Below are 7716 nucleotides of genomic sequence, written 5' to 3'. Positions count from 1 at the left end.
CATGTATTAGGCACGCCGCCAGCGTTCATCCTGAGCCAGGATCAAACTCTCCGAAGAAATGTTTGACTTGCTCAATTAAAAAATAAAAAATTAACGTTGACGTTTACTATTTCGTTCAGTTTTCAAAGAACTCTTGTCTTAAAGCGACTCCTATATAATAACACTTTATAAGAATCGTTGTCAACACTTTTATATAACTTTTTTAAAACTACTAAAAAACTCATATGTATTTTGCTGACTTTTTATATATTATCAAAATGAAAAGCCTATGGCAAGGTTTTTTTACATAAAAAAAAGCCCCTGCTTTTTCAGGGGCTTTTTTTATTCTTCCGTTTCTTCAGCTTCAATTATTATATCTGTCTCTTCATGTTCATCTAATTCATCTAATACTTCGTCTTCATCTTCTGAAGTTTGTACTTTTGCAACCGTTGAAACAAACTCTTCGTCTCCTAAACGAATCACTTTGACACCTTGTGTGTTACGGCCCATTTGTGAAATATCTGAAACAGAAACCCGGATAAGAACGCCGCTTACTGTGATAAGCATAATATCTTCTTCTTGAGATACGCATTTCAGTGCGACAACATCACCATTTTTATCAGTGATATTACATGTTCTTAAACCTTTACCGCCTCTTGTTTGTACACGATATTCCTCAATCGGCGTACGTTTTCCGTAACCATTTTTCGTAATAATCAAGATATCTGATTGTTCTTCGAGAATCTCCATACCGATTACTTCATCTTCTGAATCGAGAGTGATCCCTTTAACTCCAGTAGCTGTACGTCCCATTGAACGAACATCATTTTCATTAAAACGAATTAACATACCCTTCTTCGTTCCAATAACCATATCGCGCTTACCATCTGTCAATTTAACAGAAATCAACTCATCTTCTTCTCTTAAATTCAAGGCGATAAGTCCGCTATTTCGAATGTTCTCAAAAGAAGATAAAGGTGTACGCTTGGAAATTCCCTGTTTTGTAGTAAAGAATAGATACCAATCGTCTACAAATTCATCGACGCGAATGATGGCATTTACCCACTCACCTTTGTCTACTTCTAACAAGTTAATAATAGGTATTCCTTTAGCCGTTCTTCCGTACTCTGGAATTTCGTATCCTTTTGTCCGATAGACTTTGCCCTTATTTGTAAAGAAGAGAATTGTATCATGAGTAGATGTTGTTAGAAGATGTTCAACGAAATCATCTTCATTTGTATTCATTCCTTGAATACCTCTTCCGCCTCTTCGCTGACTCTTATACGTAGAAACAGGCAAACGTTTAATATAGCCGTTGTGCGTTAAGCTAATAACAATATCTTGGCGAGGAATCAGATCCTCGTCTTCGATAATTTCAGCTCCTCCGCTTACGATTTCTGTTCGACGGCCGTCATTGAATCTTTCTTTTACTTCTAATAGTTCTTCTCTAATAATTTCTAATACTTTTTCTTCATCTGCTAAAATAGCTTTTAATTCAGCAATTAGCGCTAATAAAGATTGATATTCCGCTTCAATCTTCTCTCGCTCTAATCCTGTTAAACGCTGTAGGCGCATATCCAAAATAGCTTGCGCTTGTTTTTCAGATAACGAAAACTGCGTCATTAATCCTTCACGTGCAATATCTGTTGTTTGAGAACCTCTAATTAAAGCAATAACAGCATCTAAATTATCAAGAGCAATCTTTAAGCCTTCTAAAATATGCGCACGCGCTTCGGCTTTTCGAAGTTCAAATTCAGTACGACGACGAATAACCACTACCTGATGGTCTAAGTAGTACTGTAGACATTGCTTTAAGTTCAATACTTTTGGCTGTCCATCTACTAATGCAAGGGTATTAATACCAAAACTTGTTTGAAGAGATGTCTGCTTATATAAGTTGTTTAATAAAACATTTGCATTTGCATCACGTCTTACTTCAATAACAATGCGCATACCCGAACGGTCAGACTCATCTCGTAAGTCCGTAATTCCATCAATCTTCTTATCACGAGCTAGCTCGGCAATTTTTTCAATTAGCTTTGCTTTATTTACTTGGTATGGAAGTTCATGAACAATAATAGTTTGTTTACCATTACTTTGTTCTTCAATTTCTACTTTTGCGCGAACAATAATAGAACCTTTTCCAGTTTCATAAGCTTTACGAATTCCGCTGCGGCCAAGAATTTGTCCTGCAGTTGGGAAATCCGGTCCTGGAATAATCTCCATTAACTCTGCAATTGTGATATCAGGGTCTTGACTTACAGCTAAAACGCCGTCAATGACTTCCCCTAACTGATGCGGAGGAATATTTGTCGCCATACCTACCGCAATTCCGGCTGAACCGTTTACAAGTAAATTTGGAAATCTAGCAGGTAATACAATTGGTTCACGTTCAGAACCATCATAGTTATCTTGGTAATCAATTGTATCTTTATTGATGTCACGTAAAAGTTCCATCGAAACTTTTGACATTCTTGCTTCTGTATAACGCATAGCTGCTGCTGCATCTCCATCAACAGATCCAAAGTTTCCATGACCGTCAATTAGCATATAACGATAGCTAAAATCTTGTGCCATACGAACCATTGTTTCATATACAGCTGAGTCACCGTGCGGGTGATACTTACCAATTACTTCTCCTACGATACGAGCTGATTTTTTATATGGCTTATCCGATCCCATACCTAAATCATTCATTGCATATAAAATACGACGGTGCACGGGCTTAAGTCCGTCTCTTACATCTGGCAAAGCACGCGATACAATTACGCTCATTGCATAATCTAAAAAGGATGCGCGCATTTCTTGACTAATATTTACTTCTCTTATTTGAGAGTTTGGTTTATCTGACATCGATAAGAACCTCCTTCGCGAAGTTCAGTATAGTAATTCATATATATGTAAACGCAGGATAGAACCTATCTCTATCCTGACGTTTATATACCCTTTATAAAAAATATAAAAGGTATTACCGTTCATTTAAATATCGAGATTTTTTACGTACTGAGCATTTTCTTCAATGAAATTACGGCGTGGTTCTACTTTGTCGCCCATTAAAATTTCAAATGTCTCATCAGCTTCAATTGCATCTTGCAAGTTCACCTGAAGAAGAGTACGGAATTCTGGATCCATTGTTGTTTCCCATAATTGTTCAGGATTCATCTCTCCTAAACCTTTGTAACGCTGAAGGTTTGGTTTTGCGCCTTCAGGGAAAGAAGCTAATACCTCTTCTAATTGACGATCGTTGTACGCGTACTCCACTTTTTTACCTTGTGAAACTTTGTAAAGAGGCGGCTGGGCGATGTACACATATCCGTGCTCAATAATCTGTCTCATATAGCGATAGAAGAACGTTAGAAGAAGCGTCCGAATATGCGCACCATCTACGTCTGCATCTGTCATAATCACAATTTTATGGTAGCGGGCTTTCGAAATATCAAAATCGTCACCAATACCCGTTCCTAGAGCGGTAATGATTGTACGAATTTCGTTATTAGATAAAATTTTATCTAAACGCGCTTTCTCTACGTTGATAATTTTACCTCGCAAAGGCAAAATAGCTTGGAAATGACGGCTTCTTCCCTGCTTAGCTGAACCTCCGGCAGAGTCACCCTCTACTACATAGAGTTCGCTAATAGAAGGATCTTTTGATGAACAATCTGCTAATTTACCCGGTAAGTTTGAAATTTCAAGCGCGCTTTTACGTCTTGTAAGCTCACGAGCTTTTTTAGCTGCCATTCTTGCTCTTGCAGCCATTAAACCTTTTTCAATTACCTTTTTCGCCACAATAGGGTTCTCTAGCAAGTAAGTTTCTAAGTGTTCTGCAAACACAGAGTCAGTAATTGTTCTTGCTTCACTATTTCCCAGCTTTGTTTTGGTTTGTCCTTCGAACTGCGGATCTGGGTGCTTAATAGAGATGATAGCTGTAATTCCTTCACGAACATCTTCACCCGTTAAATTGGCGTCACTGTCTTTAAATACGCTGTTTTTACGTGCATAGTCGTTAATTACACGCGTTAACGCTGTTTTAAATCCTGCTTCGTGCGTTCCACCTTCATATGTGTGAATGTTGTTTGCAAAAGAATATAAATTACTTGTATAGCTATCGTTATATTGAATAGCAATTTCTACAGAAATGTTATCTCGATTACCTTCAATATAGATCGGCTCTTCGTGAATCACTTCTTTCGAACGGTTTAAGTGTTCAACGTAAGACTTAATTCCGCCTTCATAGTGATATTCACGTCTTTTATCTTCTTCACGTCTGTCTTCAATCGTAATTTTAATGCCGCGATTTAAAAAAGCTAACTCACGCAGACGATTAGCTAACGTATCAAAATCGTATTCAAGCGTTTCTGTAAAAATTTCACCGTCTGGATGGAATTGAATAACAGTACCTGTTTTATCTGTTTCCCCGACTACTTTCAAGTCAGCAGCTGGTACACCTCGTTCATATTTTTGATAATGAACTTTACCATCACGATGTACGTGTACTTCCAAAGATGTAGAAAGTGCGTTAACAACTGAGGCACCTACACCGTGTAATCCACCAGATACTTTATAGCCGCCGCCGCCAAATTTACCTCCGGCATGAAGAACCGTTAAGATAACTTCAACGGCAGGTCTGCCCATTTTTTCTTGAATACCAACCGGAATTCCACGACCGTTATCTTTGACTGTAATACTATTATCCTTTTCGATAATAACATTAATTTCATCGCAATAGCCGGCCAGCGCTTCATCAATACTATTATCTACAATTTCCCATACAAGATGATGTAAACCCTTTGCGCTCGTCGATCCAATATACATCCCCGGACGTTTACGAACAGCTTCTAATCCTTCTAATACTTGTATCTGATCAGCTTCATATGCTTGTACTTCTTTTTGTTCCATCGTCAAATGTATCACCTACACTTTTTTTTAACAGCAAACTGCTGTATTTATCATTTTGTATTATGTTTTTCGAATATTATGTGGAAATAATACGGAGCCTTTAATGTATTTGCCATTTGTTTACTTATGCACAAAATTTTCATAATCGAGGGTACGAGTTGAAATATATAGACTTAAAACTATAATGATATCATATTTCAGTTAGATTGCCTTGCGAAAAGTTTTTAGACAGATCAATTGCTATTTGACCTTTTGAATTTGCCCAGCTTCTACATGATATGTAGCGGCTTTTTCTAAGGTCTCGTGATGAATTCCTTCAATGCTCGTTGTCGTTACAAACGTCTGAACTTTTCCTTGAATGGTATTTAGCAAGTGTGATTGACGAAAATCATCTAATTCAGACAATACGTCGTCTAAAAGCAAGATTGGATATTCACCTACTTCTTGATGAATTAACTCAATTTCAGCAAGCTTTAACGATAAAGCAGTCGTCCGCTGTTGCCCTTGTGAACCAAATGTTTGAACGTCTTTTTCATTAACGTAGAAAAGAAGATCATCACGGTGTGGACCTGCTAAGGTGACACCTCTATCAATTTCTCTACTTTTTATTTTATCAAACTTTTGATGATATGCTTCTAACATTTTCGACAAATCTGCATCTTCTGATACATCAATTGAATTCTTATACTCAATTTTTAATGTTTCTAAGTCTCGACTGATCCCTTTATGAATAGGCTCTGCCCACTGTTGGAGTAACTGTAAAAACTCAAAACGTTTTTTTAAGATTTTCGCCGCCATTTCACTTAACTGTAACGTAAGTACGTCTAAAAGTGAAAGATCCGTTTGTTTTTTTGTCTGCAGCTGCTTCAAATATTGATTTCTTTGCTGCAAAATCTTTTGATACCTGCTTAAATCATGCATGTAAACAGGCGAAACTTGACCAATTTCCATATCGATAAATTTGCGCCTTACTTGCGGACTCCCTTTAACTAGGTTCAAATCCTCCGGAGCAAACATGACAGTGTTAATTGATCCTATATATTGACTGAGTTTTTTCTGCTCAATGTGATTATATTTTGCTTTTTTCCCTTTTGTTGAGATGACTAAATCCAGTGTAACAGGCCCTCTATGCTTTTCTACAATGCCCGATAGCTTTGCATACTCACAGTCCCATTTAATTAATTCTTTATCGTTGGATGTACGATGAGATTTAGCCATAGATAATACGAAGATCGATTCCATCACGTTTGTTTTACCCTGCGCGTTTTCACCCAAAATGACGTTTACTTTATTTTCAAAGGGAATCGTTGTCTTCGTATAGTTTCGGTAATTTGTTAAAGTAATTTCTTTAATATACAAACGTTTCACCAACTTTAAGTAATAACAACAAATGATCCTGCAGCCGGTATATCCACTTCGTCATTTGCATATAATTTACGTCCGCGGCGCTCTTCTAGCTCCCCGTTCACATATACTTCGTGCTCACTTAAAAACCATTTTACCATTCCACCTGTTTGAATGACGTCTGCTAGTTTTAAAAACTGGCCAAGCGTAATGTATTCAGTTGAAATTTTAATTTCTGTTTTCATGCGACTCTCTCACTTTCTAATGATGTATCTCTATTTTACTAAATAATTCTTCTTGAGAAAAGAAAGCTACTAGTACGGCATGCTAGTAGCTTTCTGAGATTTAATATGTTCGTACTGGTAAAATCAGCTGCAGCATTGAATCATCCTCTAATGTTCGAATGACAAATGGACGCATCGCACCAGTGAAGTTAATTTTGATATCTGTTCCTTCGAGCGCTTTTAATGCGTCTAACATGTATTTTGCGCTAAAAGAAATTTTTAATTCTTCTCCTGAGATAGACTGACTTTGTACCTCTTCAATTACTTTTCCAATTTCAGGAGAGTTAGAAGAAATTTCAACAATCCCTTCATCCAGCGTAGATAGTTTTACTACGTTGTTTCTTCCTTCGCGAGCTAATAAAGAAGCGCGGTCAATCGATTGTAAGAATTCTTTTACGTTCAATATAACATCCGTTTTACTATCAGCTGGGATCAATCTTGATGTGTCAGGATAATTTCCGTCCAATAATCTTGAGAAAAATAGTAAGTGTTTTGTTTTGAACAATACTTGATTTTCCGTGATAACGATGTCTACTAATTCATGAGAATCATCAAGGATCTTACTGAATTCACTTAAACTTTTACCTGGAATAACCACATTATACGTTGCTTCATTTCCAGTTTCAATGGTCGCTTTTCGCAAAGCTAGACGATGACTGTCAGTGGCAATACACGTTAATTCTTTGCCATCGACTTTCCAGTTTACACCTGTCAAGATAGGTCGTGTTTCTGAGGTGGACACTGCAAAGACAGTTTGTCGAATCATGTTTTTTAATAAGTCTGTCGGTAATCTAAACATGTTGTTTTCTTCGATCTGTGGCAAATGAGGGTACTCTTCTGCATCTAAACCATTTAAGTTAAATTCAGCTTTTCCTGAACGAATGATTGTTAAAAAGTGACTTTGGACGTCTAACTCTACAATGTCTTTAGGAAGCTTTTTGACGATTTCACTAAAGAAACGAGCTGGGAGAACAACGCTTCCTGGTTTTTGAATATCAACAATCTCTTTTCCTTCTTCTTCGCTTGGAATAAACGATTCAATAGAGATATCGGAATCACTTCCGGTTAAGGTAACACCTTCTTCAGTCGCTACAATTTTAATCCCAGTTAAAATTGGAATTGTTGTTCTAGAAGATACAGCTTTCATAACGTCTTGGACGCTTTGAACTAGATAGTCTTTCTGTATGATAAATTTCATAATAATTAATCCTCC

The 7716-nt window shown here is 37.0% G+C and carries 5 protein-coding genes; all 5 read right to left on the bottom strand.

All coding sequences use genetic code 11. From position 1 onward, the window contains the following. Positions 1-321: 321 nt before the first annotated feature. Positions 322-2832 carry a DNA gyrase subunit A gene (gene gyrA / locus SB717_RS29275; protein ID WP_074681909.1) on the bottom strand — a complete coding sequence of 837 codons (2511 nt, stop codon included), beginning with the start codon at positions 2830-2832 and terminating at the stop codon, positions 322-324. 126 nt (positions 2833-2958) lie between these two features. Then, positions 2959-4875, bottom strand: a complete 1917-nt coding sequence (gyrB, locus tag SB717_RS29270; protein ID WP_410906083.1) for a DNA topoisomerase (ATP-hydrolyzing) subunit B — start codon at positions 4873-4875, stop codon at positions 2959-2961. A gap of 240 nt (positions 4876-5115) precedes the next feature. Further along, complete coding sequence (gene recF, locus SB717_RS29265) at positions 5116-6234, bottom strand: DNA replication/repair protein RecF (RefSeq protein ID WP_013054823.1); 1119 nt, start codon at positions 6232-6234, stop codon at positions 5116-5118. A gap of 14 nt (positions 6235-6248) precedes the next feature. Further along, on the bottom strand, positions 6249-6464 hold the full coding sequence (gene yaaA / locus SB717_RS29260) for a S4 domain-containing protein YaaA (RefSeq protein WP_074681907.1): 216 nt from the start codon (positions 6462-6464) through the stop codon (positions 6249-6251). A gap of 100 nt (positions 6465-6564) precedes the next feature. Further along, a complete protein-coding gene (dnaN, locus tag SB717_RS29255; RefSeq protein ID WP_074681906.1) occupies positions 6565-7701 on the bottom strand; it encodes a DNA polymerase III subunit beta in 1137 nt (378 codons plus the stop codon). Between the last annotated feature and the right edge of the window lie 15 nt (positions 7702-7716).

It is taken from the genome of Priestia sp. SIMBA_032, from assembly GCF_046535215.1.
Lineage (GTDB): Bacteria > Bacillota > Bacilli > Bacillales > Bacillaceae_H > Priestia > Priestia aryabhattai.
The sequence above is the reverse complement of the archived record's forward strand: the minus strand, read 5'-3'. Positions and strand labels throughout refer to the sequence as shown.